Here is a 20,924-nt window from a genome sequence, read left to right as displayed (position 1 = left end):
CCCGACTCCCACGACACCCCCTCGTTCTCGTACGGTCGTGCGATGAACTGACGGGCGTGGAGGTACGTGGTGGTCGAAGAGAGCCGGACCGGGGAACGCGCGGCCCCCTCCGCCGGGGCGGACGCGCCGGCGGCCGTTCCCGCCCGCGAGCCGGCGGATGAGCCGGAGCGCGGGGCGCCGACGGAGCCCGGGGCGCCGGACGGCCCCCGCGCACGCGCCGTGCGCGCCTGGCACGCCGGGCGCCTCGACCCGTGGCTGCTCGCCGCCGTGTTCTGCGCCGGCTACGCCGCCATCTCCGTCACCCGGTGGCGGCGCTGGGAGAACCGGTCCTGGGACCTGGGCATATTCGAGCAGGTCATCAGCTCCTACGCCCGCCTCGAAGCCCCCGTGTCCGACCTCAAGGGCCCCGGCTTCCCGATCCTCGGTGACCACTTCAGCCCGGTGACCGCGCTGATCGCCCCCTTCTACCGGCTCTTCCCCGGGCCTGTGACCCTCCTCGTCGCCCAGGCGGCCCTGTTCGCGCTGGCCGTCGTCCCCGTCACCCGGGCCGCGGCGCACTTCCTCGGACGCGCCCGCGGCGCGGCCGTCGGCGCCGCGTTCGGCCTGTCCTGGGGCATCCAGCGCGCCGTCGACTTCGACTTCCACGAGATCGCGTTCGCCGTCCCGCTCATCGCGTTCGCCCTCGAAGCCGTCCTGCGGGAGCGGTGGCGCGCCGCGCTGTGCTGGGCGCTGCCCCTGCTGCTGGTCAAGGAGGACCTGGGGCTGACCGCGGCGGCCATCGCGTGCGTCGTGGCCCTCAGGGCCGGGCCGAAGGACCCGCGCGCGGCCAAGCGGGCGCTCGCCGTCGCCGCGGTGTGCGTCGTCGGCTGCGCGCTCACCCTCACCGTGGTCATACCGTCGTTCAACGCGGGCGGCGAGTACGACTACTGGAGCAAGCTCGGCGAGAGCGGGGCCGAGGGCGGCGGCGGGGGCCCGCTCGGCGCGCTGTTCACCGGCGCCGAGGAGAAGCTGCGCACGCTGCTGTGGATCCTGGTGCCCACCACGGGCCTGCTCGCGCTGCGCTCCCCGCTGCTGCTGGTCGCGCTGCCCACGATGGGCTGGAGGTTCGTCTCGCAGGACCCGCACTACTGGTCGACCGACTGGCACTACAGCGCGGTCCTGATGCCGGTGCTGGCGCTCGCGCTGACCGACGCCGTGGCCCGCGGCCGTTCCTCGTCGAGGCCGTGGCTGCGCGGCTACGCCCACCACCTGCCGGCCGCCGTGCTGGCCGCCGCGCTCGCCCTGAGCACCGCCCTGCCCGCCGCCGACCTCACCCGCGCCGAGACCTACCGGGCGGGCCCCCTGGCCGCGGCGGGGGAACGCGTCATGGCCGCCGTCCCCGACGGCGCCGAGGTGGCGGCGAACGTCCGGCCGATCGCCCATCTCACGCAGCGCTGCCGGGTGTTCTGGATCGGCGGCAGCGGCGACCTCGTGCCGGACTGGATCGCCTACTACGACCCGGGCCACACCGCCGAGTCCCTGACCGCGTACGCCGCGCGCCTCTACCCGCAGGGGCCGCGCTGGACGGTCGCGGCCCAGGAGAGCGGCTTCTGGGTGCTGCGCGCCGAGGGGTCGTGACCCGGCCGGCCCCGGCTCCCCGCGCACGCGCCCGGCAGCGGCCCGGGGCCGGAAACCCGCTGGTGGACCGGCCCCGCGGCACGGAGACTGCCGCCATGGACACCACCGACATCACGGTCAGGGCCGCCGCGCCCGCCGAACTCGACGCGGCCGGCGAGCTGGTCGCGGACACCTACCTCGCCGACGGGCTGCTCGACCTCGGCCCCGCCGACCCCTACCTGCCGGACCTGCGGGACGCGCGCACGCGCGCCGCGCACGCCGAGGTGCTGGTCGCCACGGGACCCGCCGGCGAGGACGCGCCCCACGGGCCCCACGGGCTGCTCGGCTGCGTCACGTTCGTCGGCGCGGGCGGCCCGCTGGCGGAGGTCGCGGGGCCGGGTGAGGCGGAGTTCAGGATGCTCGCGGTGACCCGGGCGGCCCGCGGGCGCGGCGTGGGCGAAGCCCTCGTGCGCGCCTGCCTGCTCCGGGCGCGCCGGGCGGGAGCGCGGCGTGTCGTCATTTCCAGTCAGTCGCGAATGCACACGGCCCACCGGTTGTACGGGCGCCTCGGGTTCGTTCGGGCGCCTGAGCGCGACTGGGAGCCGCTTCCGGGCCTGCGGCTTCACGCGTTCGCACTGGAACTCGCCCACGAGGGAGGCGAACAGCACAACATATAGGGGCGCCCGGTCCACGCAGCACAAGATGTATGCTCGTGCTCGCTGTCGCCGCAGGGAATCCGGTGCGATTCCGGAACTGTCCCGCAATGGTGTGCGATGGGTGGTTTCGTGCTACCCATCGCGAGTCCGACCCCTGCCGACGGTGCCGAACCTGTCCGGGCCTCGTGGGCTGGGCCGACGGACGTATCGCGGTATGCCTTTGCCTTACCACACGCATGCCTCGACGCGCCCGCCTGCCCGCCCGGCCCCTTGGCCGCCGCGATTCGAGGGAGAGCATCGAGTGACCACCGCACCCGTCGCACCCGCGGAGCCGGTCACAGCCGCGCTGCCGCGCCTGCTGACCGACCTCACCGCCGACCTGCCCGCCGCCGACCCCGACCGGGTGGCGACCGCCGTTCTCCGCGGTCGCCACGCGGGCTCGGACGAGGCGGAGTTGCGTTCGCTCGCCATCGAGGCGGCGGCCGGGCTCATCGCCGAGGACCCCGCGTACTCGCGGCTCGCGGCCCGGCTGCTCAGCCTCGCCATCCGCGACGAGGCCGCCGGCCAGGGCGCCGTCTCGTTCTCCGCCTCCGTCGCCACCGGCCACCGCGAGGGCCTGATCGGGGACGGCACCGCCGCGTTCGTGCGGCGGCACGCCGACCGCCTCGACGCGCTGGCCGAGGCGGCCGTCGCGGAGGGCGCCGACGACCGCTTCGAGTACTTCGGGCTGCGCACGGTCGAGTCCCGCTACCTGCTGCGCCACCCCCTCACGCGCCGCGTCATCGAGACCCCGCAGCACTTCCTGCTCCGCGTCGCCTGCGGCCTGGCGGACGGCGACTCGGAGCAGGCCCTCGCCGAGGTGGCCGAGCTGTACCGGCTGACGAGCAGCCTCGCCTACCTGCCCTCGTCCCCCACCCTGTTCAACTCGGGCACGCGCCACCCGCAGATGTCGTCCTGCTACCTGCTCGACTCGCCCAAGGACGAACTGGACTCCATCTACGAGCGCTACCACCAGGTGGCCAGGCTGTCCAAGCACGCCGGCGGCATCGGCCTGTCCTACACCCGGGTCAGGGCCCGCGGCTCCCTCATCCGGGGCACCAACGGCAAGTCCAACGGCATCGTCCCGTTCCTGCGCACCCTGGACGCCTCCGTCGCCGCCGTCAACCAGGGCGGCCGGCGCAAGGGCGCGGCCTGCGTCTACCTGGAGACCTGGCACGCCGACATCGAGGAGTTCCTCGAACTGCGCGACAACACGGGCGAGGACGCCCGCCGCACCCACAACCTGAACCTCGCGCACTGGATCCCCGACGAGTTCATGCGCCGCGTCGAGGCCGACGCCGACTGGTCGCTGTTCTCGCCGTCCGACGTGCCGGAGCTGACGGATCTGTGGGGCGAGGAGTTCGACGCGGCCTACCGCCGCGCCGAGGCCGAGGGCCTGGCCGTGCGCGCCCTGCCCGCGCGGCAGCTGTACGCCCGCATGATGCGGACCCTCGCCCAGACCGGCAACGGGTGGATGACGTTCAAGGACGCCGCCAACCGCACCGCCAACCAGACCGCGGAGCCCGGCGCGGTCGTGCACTCGTCCAACCTGTGCACCGAGATCCTTGAGGTGACCGACGACGGCCAGACCGCCGTGTGCAACCTCGGCTCGGTCAACCTCGCCGCGCACCTGGGCCCCGACGGCACGCCGGACTGGGAACGGCTCGACGCGACCGTCCGCACCGCCGTCACGTTCCTCGACCGCGTCGTGGACATCAACTTCTACCCGACCTCCCAGGCCGGCTCGTCCAACACCCGCTGGCGCCCGGTGGGCCTGGGCGTCATGGGCCTCCAGGACGTGTTCTTCCGGCTGCGGCTGCCGTTCGACTCGCCCGAGGCCCGCGAGCTGTCCACCCGCATCGCCGAGCGCATCATGCTCACCGCCTACGAGACCTCGGCCGACCTCGCGGAGCGGCACGGCCCGCACCCCGCGTGGGACGCCACCCGCACCGCGCGCGGCGTGCTGCACCCCGACCACTACCCCGACGCCGAACCCGCCTGGCGCCTCCGCTGGGAGGCCCTGCGCGAGCGCATCGCCCGCACCGGCATGCGCAACTCGCTGCTGCTCGCCATCGCGCCGACCGCGACCATCGCGTCCATCGCCGGCGTCTACGAGTGCATCGAGCCGCAGGTGTCCAACCTGTTCAAGCGCGAGACGCTCAGCGGCGAGTTCCTCCAGGTCAACACCTACCTGGTGAACGACCTGAAGCGGCTCGGCCTGTGGAACGACGCCACCCGCGAGGCCCTGCGCGAGGCCAACGGCTCCATCGAGGGCGTGCCCGGGCTGCCCGAGGAGATCCGCGCCCTGTACCGGACCGCGTGGGAGCTGCCGCAGCGCGCCCTGATCGACATGGCCGCCGCCCGCACCCCCTACCTGGACCAGAGCCAGTCGCTGAACCTGTTCCTGGCGGCGCCGACCATCGGCAAGCTCAGCTCGATGTACGCCTACGCCTGGAAGCAGGGCCTGAAGACGACGTACTACCTGCGCTCGCGCCCGGCCACCCGCATCGCCCAGGCCGCCCGCGCCGGAACGGCCGCCGTTCCCGCGCCTGTCCCCGCGCCCGGACCCGCCGCCGCGGTGCCCGTCGTCCCCGAGCAGGCCGTCGCCTGCTCCCTGGAGAACCCCGAGTCCTGCGAGGCATGCCAGTGACCGCCCCCGCCCAGACCAAGAACCTGCTCGACCCCGGCTTCGAGCTGACGCTGCGCCCGATGCGCTACCCGGAGTTCTACGAGCGGTACCGGGACGCCATCAAGAACACCTGGACCGTGGAGGAGGTCGACCTCCACTCCGACGTCGCCGACCTGGCGAAACTCTCGCCCGGCGAACAGCACTTGATCGGGCGGCTCGTGGCGTTCTTCGCGACCGGCGACTCGATCGTGGCGAACAACCTCGTACTCACCCTCTACAAGCACATCAACTCCCCCGAGGCGCGCCTGTACCTGTCCAGGCAGCTGTTCGAGGAGGCCGTGCACGTCCAGTTCTACCTGACGCTGCTCGACACCTACCTGCCCGACCCGGACGAGCGGGTGGCGGCGTTCGCGGCCGTGGAGAACATCCCGTCGATCCGCGAGAAGGCGCAGTTCTGCTTCCGCTGGATGGACTCGGTCGAGGACATCCAGCGGCTGGAGAGCAAGGAGGACCGGCGGCGCTTCCTGCTGAACCTCATCTGCTTCGCCGCGTGCATCGAGGGCCTGTTCTTCTACGGCGCGTTCGCCTACGTGTACTGGTTCCGCTCCCGGGGGCTGCTGCACGGGCTCGCCACGGGCACCAACTGGGTGTTCAGGGACGAGAGCATGCACATGGAGTTCGCGTTCTCCGTCGTGGACACCGTCCGCCAGGAGGAGCCCGAGCTGTTCGACGAGGAGATGGAGCGCGAGGTCACCGCGATGCTGCGGGAGGCCGTCGACGCGGAGCTCCAGTTCGCGCGCGACCTGTGCGGTGACGGGCTGCCCGGCATGAACACCGAGTCGATGCGCCAGTACCTGGAGTGCGTGGCCGACCAGCGCCTGGTGCGCCTCGGCCTGAGCCCGGTGTTCGGCGCGCGGAACCCGTTCGCGTTCATGGAGTTGCAGAACGTCCAGGAGCTGACGAACTTCTTCGAGCGGCGGCCCTCCGCCTACCAGGTCGCCGTCGAGGGCAACGTCTCCTTCGACGACGACTTCTGACGGGCACTCAGGGAGACGGGGGCGGCCCGCGCCGTGGCGCGGGCCGCCTTCGCGTGTGTGCCGTTCCGCCCGGTCGGGCGGGCGTTCCGCCCGGTCGGGCGGGCGGTCACATGCCGCAACTGGGCGCGGACCAGAAGCGGTTGGACCGGTGGGCGAGGTGGGCGTGGTCGTCGTGGCCCTGGTAGCCGGGGCCGAGGATCTCGTTGAAGCCGTGGTAGCGCGCCTGGAGCACGATCTGGCACAGGGTCGGGTTGCCGACGAGGTCGATCCCGTCGCCGTACAGGTGCCGGCTGGTGGAGGAGCCGCCCGCCGCGCTGTTGCAGGCGTAGGACCTGAAGCCGCTGCTGACGACCAGAGGCCGGTCGTTCAGCGCGTGCCGCAGGGCCTCCAGCTTCCACATGCCCACCAGCGCGTTGGCGCGGGCCTGGGAGGCGCTGACGGCGCCGCCCGACCACGTGGAGTTGCAGCGGTTCAACTCGCCGTAGGTGAAGTGGATCGGCGTGCAGTCGTTGTCCTGGAGGGCGTAGATCCGGTTGAACGTCTGCGGGCCGGCGACGCCGTCGGCGCCGAGCCCGTACGCCTGCTGGAACCGGCGGACGGCGGCGGCCGTGGCCGGGCCGTACTGGCCGTCGATCGCCAGGACCGCGCCGTAGCCCGGGTAGCCGGAGACGCGGATCTGGAGCTGGCGGACGTCCTCGCCCGAAGCTCCCTGGCTGAGGGTGCGGTTCCAGGTGTAGCAGCCGTCCGCATGGGCCGTGCCGGCCGTGGCCACGGTTCCCACCAAAGCCGCTGACCCGATCATGACAAAAGCGAGCAGGATACGCACCGCGCGTCTGAACATGCTGCCTCCGTGGGGAGAGAGGTAGGTCGCCCATGAGCGTGGCGGAAGGGTCAACGCGCGTCAACCGGGGCAGTTGAACGCCACAGGACCAGCCCTGTGGCGCTCTCCCGTTCCGCCGGTGCCGCGTGGCGCGCCCGCGGCCCGCGCCTCACGCCTCGTTGGGCACCGTCTCGTACCTGGGCGTGCCCTCGGCCATCATCTTCAGCGCCCGCTTGCGCTCGCGCTTGGACAGCCGGTCGATGTAGAGCCGCCCGTAGAGGTGGTCCGTCTCGTGCTGGAGGCAGCGCGCGAAGTACCCGCGGCCGCGCACCGCGATGGGCGCGCCCGTCGCGTCCTGGCCGCGCACCACGGCGTAGTCGGGCCTGGCCAACTCCTCGTAGGCGGTGGGCACCGACAGGCAGCCCTCGTTGCTGTCGTCGAGCACCCGCTGCTCGGCGGGCAGTTCGTCCAGGACCGGATTGCAGACCACGCCGACGTGCCTGACCCCGTCGTCGTCGGGGCAGTCGTAGACGAAGACCTTCAGGTCCACACCGATCTGGTTCGCGGCCAGGCCGACCCCCTCGGCCGCGCGCTGGCTGGCGAACATGTCGTCGATCAACGCGGCCAGGGAGTCGTCGAACTCCGTCACATCGCGGCACTCGCGGTGCAGCATCGGGTGCCCCACGACCGTGATGGGGCGGGCCGTGCCCCGCTCCCGGTGGGCCCGCTCCCGCTCCGCACAGTTCTCGGTGTCGTCGATGAACTCCTCGTCGGCCCGTTCATCGGTCTCTTGCTGTGCCATGGTCGGCCATGTGCCTTTCGGTGATCCTGTGCTACGGAATGATCCGTACAGCTTACGGGCCCGGGCGGACAGGCGGGACGGGCCCGGGGTGCCGCCCGGGCAGGCCGGCGGGGCGGGCGCGGGCGCCCGCGCGCCGCTCGCGCGGCAGGGCCTCAGCAGACCTCTTCCAGGTCGCGCCACTCGCGGCTGTCCGGGCTGTCGGCGACCCAGCCGTCGAGGAGGCCCCGCACGAGGGCGCCGGGGGCCGCGAGACCGCACTCACGTTCTGGCGACCAGAGGCCGCCGGGTCCCGTGTGCCCCAGCGGTCCGGGACGGCCGGGCGCGCTGTGGTCGTGGGGGTCGTGCTGCGCCGTGCCGTCGCCCTCGTCGCTCGGCATGCGGCTCTCGGAGCAGGCCCGGCACAGCAGCCGCACCGAGGAGGACCAGTCCTCGGCGGCGTACCCGGCGTCGGCGGCGAGCCGTTCCAGCGCGTCGCGGTCGGCCTCGGTCGCCGCCTCGATCAGCACGACCCAGGTCGGCACGGCCGAGGGCGCCCACAGCTCGATCTCGTCGAAGACCGGGTACACGGAGGCCACGCCGCCCGCCATCGTGGTCCGCTCGCCGCGCGGCACGCCGTCGTGCAGGACCACCTCGCCCCAGCGGCGGCCGGACGAGGGCAGCGGGATGTTCTGGATCTCGATGCGCGCCGGGTCCATGCGCCGGCCCCAGACCACCTCGGCCTCGCCCTCGGGCGAGAGGCGCACGGCCGCGCCGCCCAGGTCCATGCCGAGCGGCTCGTCACCGATCGAGGCGGCCCCGGGCACCGGCAGCCCGTACGCCTGCCAGGCCCTGCGGGCCAGCGGCCAGTCCTGGAGCGCGGTCGCGGCGATGCCCACGTTCCACCAGTCCGGCGCCCCCGCGTCCTTCTCCAGCAGGGCCACGGCCCGCAGGCCGGCGGAGCGCGCCTGCTCCCAGTCGTGCCGGAACTTGTGCAGCAGCGCGAGGTTGAACCAGGACTCCGAGAGCCAGGGCTCCAGATCGGCGGCACGCGTGAGGAGGGCGTCGGCGTCGTCGTAGCGACCGTCGTCGATGAGAGTGAACGCCCGGTTGGTGGCCAGCCGCCAGTCCGTGGACGGGCGCTGGCGGACCCTGCCGAAGATCCTCACGTTGTCCTGCCTGATTCCCGCGTGGTTGCGTGCACTTCACAGTTCTCCTGTCCGTCCCGGGCCGCATCCAACCATGGACGGACGGGTGCCTGCTCACAGGATGGGACAGGCGGGCGCCGCGCGCGAGACGACGGACAACCAGCGGGGTGAAAACGGGGCGCCGAGGCGACGGGGCGGCCGGCCCCCCGCGGCCGGCCGACCACCGGAACCCGGAGGTCAGGCGGCTTCGCCGGGGTCGGGCCGCACCGGCCCCGCCTCGCCGGCGCGAATGGCGTCGATCCGGCCGAGCACCTTCGACCTGAGATCGGCCGGTACCTCGTCGTGGCCGCAGCAGCGCTTGACGAGCTTCTTCACGGACTGCTCCAGTCCGTACTTCTCCAGACACGGAGAGCACTCGTCGATGTGCTCCTGGAACTTCGCGCAGTCGCCGTCCGGCATCTCGCGGTCCAGGTACTCGTACAGGCGGCCAAGGACCTCGGAGCAGTCCGTGGGGTGCGGGCGGTCGCCACTCATGATCCTGAACCCTCCTGAGCCCCGGCGGGGACGAGCCCGCGCTCGCGCGCGTAGTCCGAGAGCATGTCGCGGAGCTGGCGCCGGCCGCGGTGCAGCCGGGACATCACGGTGCCGATGGGAGTACCCATGATGTCCGCGATCTCCTTGTACGCGAACCCTTCGACGTCCGCGAGGTAGACCGCGATGCGGAACTCCTCGGGAATGGCCTGAAGGGCCTCCTTGACGTCCGAGTCCGGCAGGTGGTCGAGCGCCTGCGACTCCGCCGACCGCAGCCCGGTGGACATGTGGGACTCGGCACGGGCGAGCTGCCAGTCCTCGATGTCCTCGGCGGCACTGCGCTGGGGCTCGCGCTGCTTCTTGCGGTAGGAGTTGATGAAGGTGTTGGTGAGGATGCGGTACATCCACGCCTTCAGGTTGGTGCCCTGGCGGAACTGGTGGAACGAGCCGTACGCCTTCGCGTACGTCTCCTGCACCAGGTCCTCGGCGTCCGCCGGGTTGCGCGTCATGCGCAGCGCGGCGGAGTACATCTGATCGAGGTAGCCCAGGGCGTCGCGCTCGAACCGGGCGTTGCGCTCCGCCTCGGTCTCCTCGCGGGTGTCCTCTTCCGTGCCGGCGACCGGACCCACCTCCTCCGAAAGCGTCAGCAGCCCGGTGGCGGGCTCGTTCGCTTCGGAGGATAGACGACGTCCCGCCGCCCCCGCCGGTCGGGAGGACCGCTCGGCGGCCGACCGGAGCACCGCCCAGTCCACCTCCGCGGTCGTGCGGGACGGGCTGTCGGCCGAACGCGGCGGGCAGGCGATCGAACCCATGGGGGCGGTCTCCCTCTCTGCGGATGCGTGTCGTACGGCACAACACGTCCGGGTCCCGGCGCATTCCCGGCCGGCCGCGCCGCCCCCGCGCGCCCGGGGCGCGAGGCGGGGACGCGCGCGGTCAGAACAGCGTCTCCTCCTCGGGGGCCGGCAGCTCGCGCAGCAGCTCGGGGCCGTTGTTGCGCACGTTGCTCACCGCGGTGGCCACCGGGTGCGCCCGCAGGCCGCCGGGCGGCGGCGGGGCGAGCAGCGCGCGCACCTCCCCGGGGTCCGTGCGGCGCGGGTCGAGCCAGGCGTCCCACCGGTCCCGCGGCAGCACCAGCGGCATCCTCGGGTGGATGTCGGCCAGCGACCTCGGGCCGCTCCCGTCCTCCGCCTCCGTGCCCGGCGCGACGGGCAGCGGCGCGGTCTCGGCCTCCGTGGTGACCACCGTGCACGTGGCCCACCAGGCCCGGGGGTGGTCGTCGGGCAGCGTGCGGTCGCGCCAGAACTCGTAGAGGCCGGCCATGGCCATCACCGAGCCGTCGACCGGGGTGACGAAGTACGGCTGCTTGCGGGGGCGCTTGCGCTTCCCCTTCTCCTCCTCGGCGCGCTCGGCGCCGCCGGTGACCCACTCGTAGTAGCCGTCGGCGGGGAGCAGGCAGCGCCGGGCGGCGAACGGCCGCCGGTAGGCCGGCTTCTCGTGCACGGTCTCGGCCCGCGCGTTGATCATCTTCACGGCCGTGTCGGGGGACTTCGCCCACGAGGGAACGAGTCCCCAGCGCAGCGCGCGCAACTGCCGCACCGGCTCGGGCCCCGCCTCCTTCACCGGGCGGTCGAGTACGGCGTACACCTCTTTGGTGGGCGCCACGTTCCAGTCGGCGGGCAGGGGCCGCTCCTCGTCCCACAGCCCGACGCCGAACAGGTCGACGAGGTCCTCGGGCCGCCGGCTGGCCGCGTACCGTCCGCACATGTCACTCCACCCCTCCGGCTCGCGAGGACACCCGCTCCCGCGGCCCGTTCGGCACCGTACCGGGTCGGCGCCCCGGCCGCCGACCCGGGTCCGCCGGGTCGGCGGGAGCCGCGGACGGGGCAACGGCGCGCGGTCGCGGCCTTGTTGACGATCTTGTGCCCCGGGGGTTCCCGACCATGTCCGACCCAGGCCCGACCCAGGCCCGACCCACGCACGACCCACGCACGACCCACGCACGACCCAGGCCCGACCGCCGCTGACCACGGCTGACCGCCCCTGGCCATGACCGGCCGCTCCTGGCCGTCCTGGTCACCGGGACACGGTCAAGACTGGCAGACCGCCGCCCGGCACCCGCGCCCGAGCGCGCGTGAGGCGCGCCACGGAACGGCCGCCCGGCACGCGGAGTGTCCTGGCGGTCACGCGGCGCGCCTGGCCTTCGGCGGCGGGGCCGAACGCGCGGCACCGGGGCCCCGGCGGTGTGCCGGGACCCCGGTGCGGGGGTGTGATTCACGGCGGCGGCAGGGCCGGCCCGGAGCGGATCACCGGGTCGGCCGCGGCGCCGGGTGGATCACAGGGGCGGGTAGGCGTTCGCCAGCAGCTCCTGGAACTGCGCGGAGAACCAGTGACCCGACAGGGGCGCGTCGTCCAGCGCACCCGACATGTTGTAGTTGTTGCGCGGGTTCCCCTCGTAGGTGGGGTCGCACATCCGGTCGAAGCCCTTGCCCTCGTCGTTCGGGATCTCGCGGCTGGAGCCGTCCGACTCCCCCGGGGGCTTGATCCACGCGTAGGCGTCGATGTTCGGCACCGGCGAGGCGGTGGGCCGCTCACCGAGGCCCGCGCCCTCCTGGTTGCACCAGTTGCCCGCCTGGTACCGGCCGTCGACCCTGCTGCCCTCGACATAGGCGTCGACGTTCGTCCTCGGACCGGGGCCCGTGGGACGGTCGGGGCCGCCCCAGCCGTTGCGCGAGGTGTCGATCAGCATGCCGATCTCGGGGTTGAAGCCCTGGCTGACCAGTTCCTCACGGAAGCCGAGCGCGAAGGACTGGTTGTCCACGTAGCGGTTCCAGTCCACCCATTCCGACTGCCGCACGGAGGTGCCGTTCACGGAGTCGTTGATGGTGTAGTGAGGCTCGACCGTCGGGCCGTAGTTGGCCGTGTTGACGATGAAGCCCGCCACGTCGTCCACGGAGGCGCCGTTCATCGTGGCGGTCTCGTAGAACAGCTCGGCCGACGCGCCGAAGTTGTCGTCCCAGCCGATCCAGCCGTAGTGGCCGGCGTCGACGTAGTTGTACACGTTCGGGATGTCGCCGAGCGTGTCGAGGGCGTAGGAGATGCCCTCCTGGTAGTGGCCGTTGGCCAGCATCTCATCGCAGTTCTCGGTCGCGGTCTCGCGCGGCGACACGTTGGTGATGAGGTTCGGCAGCGAGTCGATCTCGATGATCGTCACGATGCGCAGGTCGGAGTACGCCGGGTCGCCGAGGATGTCGGCGATCGGGTCGATGAACTCCTCCTTGTAGACGTCGATCTCGTCCGCGTCGAGCTCGCCGTTGGAGGCCAGCGCGGCGCAGTCGCGGCCGGGCAGGTTGTAGACGACCACCTGGAACACGAAGTTCTCGTGCTCCTCGGCCTGGACCAGCGCGTTGTCGAGGTGCTCGCGCAGGCCCGTGCTGTTGCCGGCGGAACCGCCGGTGATCGCGGCCCTGCGGTCCAGCCACACGGCCGTCGGCTCGTCGGCGATGGCGCTGCCGCCCGGCTCGCTCGCGGCGTTCGCGGACCAGTCGGGGTTGACGTAGACGCCCGCGTCCTCGTACGGGTTGTCCACGCGGTCACCCGGCGGGTCCGGGTCGGGGCCGGGGCCGGGGCCGGGGCCGCCGCCGCCGTCCTCGCCACAGGTCACACCGTTGACGGCGAAGCTCGTCGGGGCGGCGTTCGTCCCGGAGTAGGTGAAGTTCGCCCCGGTGGACACGGTGGCGTTCGGCGCGATGGCGCCGTTCCAGCCGGTGTCCCGGACCGAGACGGTCTGCCCGGACTGCGACCACTGGCCGTTCCAGCCCTGCGAGAGACGCTGGTTGCCGGTGTACGAGTAGGTGAGCGTCCAGCCGTTGGTCGCGGTGGAGCCCGTGTTGGTGATGCTCAGGTTGGCGGTGAAACCCGAGCCCCAGTCATTGGCGGAGTAGTCGACCTCGCACGCGAAGTCGGCCGCCGAGGCGGTGCCCTGCATCATGCCCCCGGTGCCCAGTGCCGTGGCGGCGAGCGCCCCGGCGGTGAGCAGCGCGCGGCGTCGGCGCCTGGGTGGGGGGTTGGTGCGGCTCATGCGATTCCTTTCGATGATTGCCGAGTCGGCGGCTTTGGCGACGGGTGCCGGTGCGACCGGGACGACGCCCGCCCTGACGTCTCGACTTTGGAAGCGCTCCCACTGGTTGAAGGGAAGGTAACCGCAACTGGCCCACTCCGCCAGAGTTCTGTTCAAGAAATGTGTTGGCGAAGCACCTGAATTCCGCAGCTAGACCAAGGAACTCACGGCCCGGTCATGACTTCGCGTCCAAGGTCTTGACGCGTACGCGTCTTGGTCACATCCTTGGGAGCGCTCCCACTGGCTGTTCACTTCGCGACCACCTGACAGGCGCAGTCCCCACCCCCCCTCATTTCTCAACGAGCCGCAAGGAGGGACCGCTCACATGCGTCTTCGCAGAGGATCACCGGGCGGTACGACGTCCCCGCCGGGACACGGACGCCGACGCATCGCACGCCGCGCCCGCATCGCCGCGGGCGTGGCTTTCGCGCTGCCGCTGGCCCTGACGGCCGGGGGCCTGGGCAGCCAGAGCGCCCAGGCCGCCGACCCGACGTGCAGCGTCGACTACAGCGCGAACGACTGGGGCTCCGGATTCACGGCCGCGGTCACGATCAACAACGAGGGCAGCGCCGCCATCAACGGCTGGACCCTCACCTACTCCTACTCCGGCAACCAGCGCCTCGCACAGGGCTGGAACGGCCGGTGGTCGCAGTCGGGGCAGACCGTCACGGTCACCAACGAGAGCTACAACGCGACCATCCCGGTGAACGGTTCGGTCACCTCGGGGGCCAACTTCACCTACTCGGGCAGCAACACCGCCCCGACCAGCTTCTCGGTCAACGGCACCGTGTGCGGCGAGGAGCCGGTCGCGGACCCGGCGGTCGTCGCCACCCCGACGTCGCTGGCGCTCCAGCCCGGCACCAGCGGGACGTTCGGCCTGCGCCTCAACGCGCAGCCCGAGTCCAACGTCACGGTGCGCGTCGCCCGCACCAGCGGCAACTCCGACCTCACGGTCACCGGGCCGACCAGCCGGACGTTCACACCGTCCAACTGGAACACGACCCAGTCGATCACCGTCGCGGCGGGCACCACGGGCAGCGGCTCCGCCACGTTCACGGCGAGCGCCGCCGGGCACGAGCCGGCCACGGTCACGGTCACGCAGCTCGCGTCCGGTGGGGACACCGAGTACGAGCAGCGCTTCCTCGACCTGTACGGGCAGATCAAGGACCCGGCCAACGGGTACTTCTCGGACGAGGGCATTCCCTACCACTCGGTCGAGACCCTGCTCGTCGAGGCGCCGGACTACGGCCACGAGACGACCTCCGAGGCGTACTCCTACCTGATCTGGCTCGAAGCGCAGTACGGGCGGATCACCGGGGACTGGGGTCCGTTCAACGACTCGTGGGAGCTGATGGAGGAGTGGATGATCCCCTCCGCCGACGCGCAGCCCACGAACAGCTTCTACGACCCGTCGTCCCCGGCCACGTACGCGCCCGAGTCGACGGACCCGGCGGACTACCCGGCCGAACTCGACGGCACCATCGACGTCGGCCAGGACCCGCTCGCCAATGAACTGTCCGCCACCTACGGCACGGACGAGATCTACGGCATGCACTGGCTCCAGGACGTCGACGACGTGTACGGCTACGGTGACGCCTGCGGCGGCACCGGCGGCGACCCGACGTTCATCAACACCTTCCAGCGCGGCCCGCAGGAGTCGGTGTGGGAGACGGTGCCGCAGCCGTCCTGCGACGACTTCACCTACGGCGGCGAGAACGGCTACCTGGACCTGTTCACCGGGGACGCCAACTACGCCGAGCAGTGGCGCTACACCAACGCCCCCGACGCCGACGCGCGCGCCGTGCAGGCCGCCTACTGGGCCAACCAGTGGGCCGCCGAGCAGGGCAACGCCTCGGCCGTGGCGAGCACCGTCGACAAGGCCGCGCGGATGGGCGACTACCTGCGCTACGCCATGTACGACAAGTACTTCAAGGAGATCGGCAACTGCGTCGGTGCCTCCTCCTGCCCGGCGGGCAGCGGCAAGGACAGCGCGCACTACCTGCTCTCCTGGTACTACGCCTGGGGCGGCGCGCTGGACACCTCGGCCGGCTGGGCCTGGCGGATCGGTTCGAGCCACGCGCACTTCGGCTACCAGAACCCGATGGCCGCGTGGGCGCTGAGCAGTGACGCGGACCTGGTTCCCGAGTCCCCGACGGCCGAGGACGACTGGGCGACGAGCCTGGACCGCCAGGTCGAGTTCTACCGGTGGCTCCAGTCGGACGAGGGCGGCATCGCGGGCGGCGCGACCAACAGCTGGGAGGGCCACTACGGCACCCCGCCGGCCGGCACCCCGACGTTCTACGGCATGTACTACGACGAGAAGCCCGTGTACCACGACCCGCCGTCCAACCAGTGGTTCGGCATGCAGGCGTGGTCCATGCAGCGGCTCGCGGAGTACTACTACGCCTCGGACGACGCCGCCGCGGGCGAGGTGCTGGACAAGTGGGTCGACTGGGTGCTGAGCGAGGTCACCATCGGGGAGGGCGGGGACTTCCAGATCCCGGCCACCCTGGCCTGGACGGGCGCGCCCGACACCTGGAACCCGAACAACCCGGGTGACAACTCCGACCTGCACGTCGAGGTCACGGCCCACTCGCAGGACGTCGGCGTGACCGGCTCGCTGGCCAACGCCCTGTCCTACTACGCCGCCGCCAGCGGCGACACCGCGGCGCGCGACGCCGCGGCCGGGCTGCTCGACGCGCTGTGGGAGCACCTCGACCCGATCGGCGTCGCGACGCCCGAGACGCGGAACGACTTCTCCCGGTTCGACCAGGAGATCTACATTCCGCCGGGCTGGAGCGGCACGATGCCCAACGGCGACGTGATCGAGCCGGGCTCCACGTTCGAGTCGATCCGCACCTTCTACCACGACGACCCGGCGTGGCCGCAGGTCGAGGAGTACCTCAACGGCGGCGAGGCGCCGACGTTCGAGTACCACCGGTTCTGGGCCCAGGCGGACATCGCCGTCGCCCTGGCCACCTACTCCAATCTCTTCGAGGAATAGGCGGCCCGGGGCAGCTCGGGAAAGCCAGGGAAAGCCCTGGAAATCCCGGGAGAGCGGACACGGCCGTCCGTGATTCGGGAGAGCCGTGACGTGGCGAGGATCAAGGAAAGGCGCGCGGAAAGAGTCACGAAAGAAATGACGTGGCAACGCGTTGCGGTTTCCCGGTGAGGGAATCGTGCGCGACTCGTGCCCCGGAGTGATCGCACTCCGGGGCACGGGCATGTCCATTCCCTGTGCGTCGCTAAGGTGTTCGGCACCCCAGTGGTTCATCGCCGACGAAACGGGGAGCCATGGACTATTGCGAGACCTGCCGACGGCATCTCAACGGCGCGCTCATATGCCCGGGCTGCGGCGAGCTGACCGGGTGGGCCGCCGAGGCGCCCGGCCGCCGGGCCGCCGCGCGGCGGCCCGTGCCGCCGGAGGAACCCGCGCCGGGAGGGGAACCCGCGCCGGGCGTGGAGTCGGCACCCGCCGGGGAGCGCGACGCGGCGCGCGCGCCGGGCGGCGATGAAGCGGAACCCGGGCCACCGCCGCCGGCCGGCGGCAAGCGGCACGCGGCTCGCCGCAGAACCGGCCGCCGGTACCTGGCCGCCGCCGCGCTCGGCATCGCGGTCCTCGGCATCGCGGTCGTCGAGGCCGGTGACGTGGTGGTGCCCGCGGGGGGATCAGCGGACGAGGACCGGCCGACGGAGGCCGCGGGACCGGCCGAGCCGGCCGCGACGGCCGAACCCCCGGAGTCGCCGTCCGGCGAGCCCGGCCCCACCGGCGCGGAGAGCGGCGACAGTTCGGGGGCCGACGCCGGGGAACCGGCGACGGCGCCCGAGCCGACCGCGCCCGAGGCCGGTCAGGACGCCGCGGACGAACGCCCTCCGCCCCCGCCCCCGGTGCGCGAGGAGGGCGCGATCGAGACGCGCTCCCCCACCCCTCCGTCCGGTACGCCCGAGGAGACCCCGCCGCCGGGCGGCACCTCGCCCGAGCCGACCGCGTCGGCGTCCGCGTCCCCGACCGGGGAGCAGGAGGAGCCGGGCCAGGGCGGCGGCGACGGCGGAGGGGACGGGGAGGGAGACGCGGACGAGGGCGGCCGGGACGAGGAGGACGACGGCTGCTTCCTGTGGTGGTGCTGAACGCGGCCCCACTGCTCCGCTGCTCCCCTCACCTCAGCCGGTCCGTGCCGGCACGGGCGCGTTCGTGTCACGTGCGCGCCGGGCGGGCGCATGCGGTGCGGGCCGGATGCGCGGCGACCGGATGCGCTGCGGCGGACGTCGCGGCCCGGCGGCGTGCGGTCCCGCGCCCGGTTCGCCGCCCGTCCTCGGTCACCCGCCGCCCGGGAGGCCACCGGCCCGCCGCTCGAACCAGCGGCGGGCGTGGTCGAGCCGTTCCTCGTTGCCGCCGGGGCCCTCGGGCCCTGTGGCACCGCGCGCGAAGCGGTCCGCGTAGTAAAGGGTGTTGACCGCGTACCGGAAGTCGAGCACGGGCAGCAGTCCGCGTTCGATCTCCTCGGAGGGCAGCCCACCGCCCTCGGTGTACGCGCGCAGCAACGGGCCCGCCCCGTCCGGGCCGCCCGCGTCGAGCACCGCGGTGGCCAGGTCGTAGAGCCGCGGCCGGTGCCCGGCGGCGCCCCAGTCGATGAGACCGCACCGGCCGGTGCGCGGGTCGAACCTGAAGTGCTCGGGCGCCGGGTCACCGTGCGACGGTCCCCACGTCAGCGTCTCGGGGCGCACGCGGCGCAGCCGCTCCGCCGCCCCGGCCAGCGCCGGGCGTATCCAGGGGCGGACCGCGTACGCGGCCTCCCGGCCACCGGCCGCCGGGTCGAAGGACGCGCGGGCCCGGTCCTGCGACACCGTGCCGGTGCCGAGCGCGAGGTGCGCGCGGGCCAGCGTCGCGCCGAGGCGGGCGAGGTCGCCCGGGTCGGCGCCGTTGAGTTCGCGGCCCGGGACCCAGCGCAGCAGCGCGAGCACATGGCCGCGGACGCGGGCGGTCAGCCGCCCGTCCGCCGCGCGTTCCGGCACGCCCGAGGGAACGCCCGCGGCCTCGGCCAGCGCGGCGAGGCGCAGCCCGTACCGGAGGGGCCGCTCAGGACCGCCCCGGGGAACGGCCTTGGCCACCCAGCGGGCACCGCGGTGACCGACGTGCCAGGTGAGGGAGTTCATGCCGCCCGGCAGTTCGGTGACGACCGCGCCTGGCAGGCGCCAGCGTTCCGCGAGTACCGCGGAGATCTCCCGGGTACCGGGCGCGGAGCCGGCCGGGGCGGCGGGGGCAGGGGAAGGAGGGGAGGAAGGGGAGGAAGGGGAGGAAGGGGGTGAGGGTGTCGCGGAAGGGCAAGGGCTGGGCGAGGCAGAGGTCATGGCGGTGGGTCACGGCTTCCGGATCGGCTGACGGCCGTCGCGGTCTGCCGCGACGGCGGGGGACCTCGTCGCGCGGCACGGGCACGTGCCGCCGGGCGCCTCACCTCACGCGCCCGACCCTACCGCCTGCCGCGGGCATGGCCGAGGGCCCCGGTCGGCGGTGTGGCCGGGGCCCTCGGGTGGGTGGCGGGCGGGGCGGACCTCAACGCCCCGCCGCCTCGGACCTACTCCTCAGCCCCGAAGAGCTGGGTGTAGGTGGCCAGGGCGATGGCGATGTCCGCCTGGGCCCAGAACCGGTGGTATTCGAAGGTCGGCGCCTCGCCGCCGTTGAGGTACTCCTCGACCTGCGGCCACGCCGGGTCGTCGTGGTAGAAGGTGCGGATCGACTCGAACGTGGAGCCCGGCTCGATCACGTCGCCGTTGGGCATCGTGCCGCTCCAGCCCTCCGGGATGTACACCTCGTCCCCGAACCGGCTGTAGTCGCCGCGGGTCTCCGGCACCGCGATCCCCTGCTCGTCCTGGTGGGCGAGCAGCGCGTCGAGCAGCCCCGCCGCGGTCTCCCGGGCCGCGGTGTCGCCGCTGGCGGCGGCGTAGTAGGACAGGGCGTTGGCCAGCGAGCCGGTCACGCCGACGTCCTGCGAGTACGCGGTGACCTCGACGTGCAGGTCGGAGTTGTCGCCGGGGTTGTCCGGGTCCCAGGTGTCGGGCGCGCCGCTCCAGGAGAGTTCGGCCGGAATCCGGAAGTCCCCGCCCTCCCCGACGGTGACCTCGCTGACGACCCAGTCGGCCCACTTGTCGAGGACGGGCGCGACGCGCTCGTCGCCACTGACGTGGTAGTACTCGGCGAGCCGCTGCATGGACCACGCCTGCATGCCGAACCAGCGGTTGGACGGCGGGTCGTGGTACACGGGCTTCTCGTCGTAGTACATGCCGTAGAACGTCGGCGTGCCCGCCGGCGCCTCGCCGTAGTGGCCCTCCCAGCTGTTGGTCGCACCTCCGGCGATGGCGCCCTCGGCCGACTGGAGCCACGTGTAGAACTCGATCATGCGGTCGAGGCTGTTGCCCCAGTCCTCACCCGCGGTGGGTGATTGCGGGATCAGCGCGTCGTCGGTGGAGAGCACGTACGCGGCCATCGGGTTCTGGTAGCCGAAGTGCGCGTAGCTCGAACCGATCCGCCACGCCCAGCCGGCCGAGCTGTCCAGCGCGCCGCCCCAGGCGTAGTACCAGGACATCAGCTGGTGGTTGCTGTTCTTGCCGGTGCCCGCCGGGCACGCGCTCGGGCCGACGCAGTCGCCGATCTCCTTGAAGTACTTGTCGTACATCGAGTAGCGCAGGTAGTCGCCCATCCGCGCGGCCTTCTCGACGGTACCGGCCACGGCCGCGGCGTTGCCCTGCTCCGCGGCCCACTGGTTGGCCCAGTAGGCGGCCTGCACGGCGCGCGCGTCGGCGTCGGGGGCGTTGGTGTAGCGCCACTGCTCGGCGTAGGCCGCGTCCTCGGTGAACAGGTCGAGGTAGCCGTTCTCGCCGCCGTGCGAGAAGTCCTCGCACGAGGGGTGCGTGACGGTCTCCCAGGTGGACTCCTGCGGGCCGCGCTGGAAGGTGTTGATGAACGTCGGGTCGCCCGCGGTGCCGCCGCAGGCCGCTCCGTACCCGTAGGTGTCGTCCACGTCCTGGAGCCAGTGCATGCCGTAGATCTCGTCCGAGCCGTAGGTGGCGGACAGTTCATCGGCGAGCGGGTCCTGGCCGACCGGGACCGCGGGGTCCATCGGGGCCGGATAGTCCGTCGGGTCGGTGGACTCGGGCGCGTAGGTCGCGGGCGAGCCCGGGTTGTAGAAGCTGTTGCTCGGCTGCTCGTCGGCGGAGGGGATCATCCACTCCTCCATGAGCGCCCAGGCGTCGTTGAACGGCTGCCAGTCGCCGGTGACCTGGCCGTACTGCGCTTCGAGCCAGATCAGGTAGGAGTACGCCTCCGATGTGGTCTGGTGACCGTGGTCGGGCGCCTCCACGATCAGCGTCTCGACCGAGTGGTAGGGGATGCCCTCGTCCGAGAAGTACCCGTTGGCCGGGTCCTTGATCGTTTCGTACAGCGACAGGAACTGCTCCTCGTACTGTCGCAGTTCGGGCTCGTCGCCGAACGGCGAGCCCGCGGTGCCCTGTGCGGCGGCCGTCAGGCCGAGCGGCATGGACAGGGCGACGGCGCCGGCGATCACCAGGCGCCTTGACC

The 20,924-nt window shown here is 72.6% G+C and carries 14 protein-coding genes, 1 pseudogene and 1 riboswitch; of the genes and pseudogenes, 6 read left to right on the top strand and 9 right to left on the bottom strand.

The features are described 5' to 3' along the window. Window positions 1–69: 69 nt before the first annotated feature. The 4 genes from LC193_RS21580 to LC193_RS21565 all read left to right on the top strand — a co-directional run bounded on the left by LC193_RS21580 (window position 70) and on the right by LC193_RS21565 (window position 5,957). Window positions 70–1,617, top strand: coding sequence for a DUF2079 domain-containing protein (locus LC193_RS21580; protein WP_226076646.1), 1,548 nt, complete (start codon window positions 70–72; stop codon window positions 1,615–1,617). A gap of 95 nt (window positions 1,618–1,712) precedes the next feature. Beyond that, window positions 1,713–2,273, top strand: a complete 561-nt coding sequence (locus LC193_RS21575; RefSeq protein ID WP_226076644.1) for a GNAT family N-acetyltransferase — start codon at window positions 1,713–1,715, stop codon at window positions 2,271–2,273. Continuing rightward, window positions 2,266–2,428, top strand: a riboswitch (cobalamin riboswitch). It overlaps the preceding gene by 8 nt. Before the next feature lie 38 nt (window positions 2,429–2,466). After that, window positions 2,467–4,941: a ribonucleoside-diphosphate reductase subunit alpha gene (locus LC193_RS21570; RefSeq protein ID WP_404819468.1), complete on the top strand. Its 2,475-nt coding sequence runs from the start codon at window positions 2,467–2,469 to the stop codon at window positions 4,939–4,941. Beyond that, window positions 4,932–5,957: a ribonucleotide-diphosphate reductase subunit beta gene (locus tag LC193_RS21565; protein ID WP_226076639.1), complete on the top strand. Its 1,026-nt coding sequence runs from the start codon at window positions 4,932–4,934 to the stop codon at window positions 5,955–5,957. Before LC193_RS21570 ends, LC193_RS21565 begins: the two co-directional genes overlap by 10 nt. Before the next feature lie 106 nt (window positions 5,958–6,063). On the opposite strand, the gene LC193_RS21560 is transcribed toward LC193_RS21565, so the two are convergent. From LC193_RS21560 to LC193_RS21530, 7 genes are all read right to left on the bottom strand, one after another. After that, window positions 6,064–6,798 (bottom strand): D-Ala-D-Ala carboxypeptidase family metallohydrolase, encoded by a 735-nt coding sequence (locus LC193_RS21560; protein ID WP_226076637.1) that lies wholly within the window; start codon window positions 6,796–6,798, stop codon window positions 6,064–6,066. A 148-nt stretch (window positions 6,799–6,946) separates the two neighbouring features. Next, window positions 6,947–7,579, bottom strand: coding sequence for a peptide deformylase (gene def / locus LC193_RS21555; protein WP_226076636.1), 633 nt, complete (start codon window positions 7,577–7,579; stop codon window positions 6,947–6,949). A gap of 152 nt (window positions 7,580–7,731) precedes the next feature. Then, window positions 7,732–8,724, bottom strand: coding sequence for a tetratricopeptide repeat protein (locus LC193_RS21550; RefSeq protein WP_226076635.1), 993 nt, complete (start codon window positions 8,722–8,724; stop codon window positions 7,732–7,734). Between the two features lie 216 nt (window positions 8,725–8,940). After that, window positions 8,941–9,237: a mycothiol system anti-sigma-R factor gene (rsrA, locus tag LC193_RS21545; protein WP_226076634.1), complete on the bottom strand. Its 297-nt coding sequence runs from the start codon at window positions 9,235–9,237 to the stop codon at window positions 8,941–8,943. Continuing rightward, window positions 9,234–9,863 (bottom strand): sigma-70 family RNA polymerase sigma factor, encoded by a 630-nt coding sequence (locus tag LC193_RS21540; RefSeq protein WP_404819552.1) that lies wholly within the window; start codon window positions 9,861–9,863, stop codon window positions 9,234–9,236. The genes rsrA and LC193_RS21540 overlap by 4 nt, the downstream gene beginning before the upstream one ends. Before the next feature lie 304 nt (window positions 9,864–10,167). Beyond that, complete coding sequence (locus tag LC193_RS21535; protein ID WP_226076632.1) at window positions 10,168–10,998, bottom strand: SOS response-associated peptidase; 831 nt, start codon at window positions 10,996–10,998, stop codon at window positions 10,168–10,170. A 568-nt stretch (window positions 10,999–11,566) separates the two neighbouring features. After that, a complete protein-coding gene (locus LC193_RS21530; protein WP_226076631.1) occupies window positions 11,567–13,312 on the bottom strand; it encodes a glycoside hydrolase family 6 protein in 1,746 nt (581 codons plus the stop codon). Window positions 13,313–13,676: 364 nt separating this feature from the next. Here LC193_RS21530 and LC193_RS21525 point away from each other — a divergent pair, with 364 nt between their 5' ends. After that, on the top strand, window positions 13,677–16,355 hold the full coding sequence (locus LC193_RS21525; protein WP_226076630.1) for a glycoside hydrolase family 48 protein: 2,679 nt from the start codon (window positions 13,677–13,679) through the stop codon (window positions 16,353–16,355). A gap of 290 nt (window positions 16,356–16,645) precedes the next feature. Then, window positions 16,646–17,479 carry an SCO2400 family protein gene (locus tag LC193_RS21520; RefSeq protein ID WP_226076628.1) on the top strand — a complete coding sequence of 278 codons (834 nt, stop codon included), beginning with the start codon at window positions 16,646–16,648 and terminating at the stop codon, window positions 17,477–17,479. A gap of 189 nt (window positions 17,480–17,668) precedes the next feature. Here LC193_RS21520 and LC193_RS21515 read toward each other — a convergent pair whose 3' ends face one another. Together LC193_RS21515 and LC193_RS21510 are read right to left on the bottom strand one after the other, a co-directional pair. Continuing rightward, complete coding sequence (locus LC193_RS21515; protein ID WP_226076626.1) at window positions 17,669–18,700, bottom strand: phosphotransferase; 1,032 nt, start codon at window positions 18,698–18,700, stop codon at window positions 17,669–17,671. A 224-nt stretch (window positions 18,701–18,924) separates the two neighbouring features. Beyond that, a pseudogene (locus LC193_RS21510) lies at window positions 18,925–20,868 on the bottom strand (glycoside hydrolase family 48 protein); the annotation flags it as partial. Window positions 20,869–20,924: the final 56 nt, after the last annotated feature.

The sequence above is a fragment of the Streptomyces marincola genome (assembly GCF_020410765.1).
Classification (GTDB): Bacteria; Actinomycetota; Actinomycetes; order Streptomycetales; family Streptomycetaceae; genus Streptomyces; species Streptomyces marincola.
Note: the sequence above shows the minus strand (reverse complement) of the source record. Positions and strands in the feature narration are given on the sequence as shown.